General features: G+C 64.3%; 1 protein-coding gene. It reads left to right on the forward strand.

Annotation, left to right across the window (positions count from 1 at the left end; genetic code table 11):
- Positions 1 to 71: 71 nt before the first annotated feature.
- Positions 72 to 412: Na/Pi symporter (locus tag RZO55_RS23425; protein WP_318066666.1), on the forward strand; the 341-nt coding region annotated here is incomplete at its 3' end.

Raw genomic sequence — 412 nt, forward strand, 5'->3', positions numbered from 1 at the left:
AGCGGGGATGGATCACCTGGATTTTGGAGCCGGGAGGGGATCCGGTTTGGACGGGCATCGCCGCCGGCGCTTTGCTTACGGCGGTCATCCAGAGCAGCAGCGCCACCGTCGCCATGACCATGGGATTTTACGCCTCAGGGCTGTTATCCCTGCCCGTCGCCATCGGGATTGTCCTCGGCAGCAATGTGGGAACGTGCGTCACCGGCCTGATCGCCGCCATCGGGACAGGACGAGCCGCCAAACAGGTCGCCGTCGCCCACCTGATTCTGAATATCGCCGGCGTCCTCCTCTTCGCCCCGATCACCCTGTGGATCGCTGACGTCGCCCGCCTGTTGGAAAGCGATCTGGCCGCCCAGGTGGCCCATGTGCAAACCCTGTTCAACATCGCCTGTTCCCTGCTCGCCCTGCCCTT

The organism is Clostridium boliviensis (assembly GCF_033342255.1).
GTDB lineage: Bacteria > Bacillota > Clostridia > Lachnospirales > Lachnospiraceae > Lacrimispora > Lacrimispora boliviensis.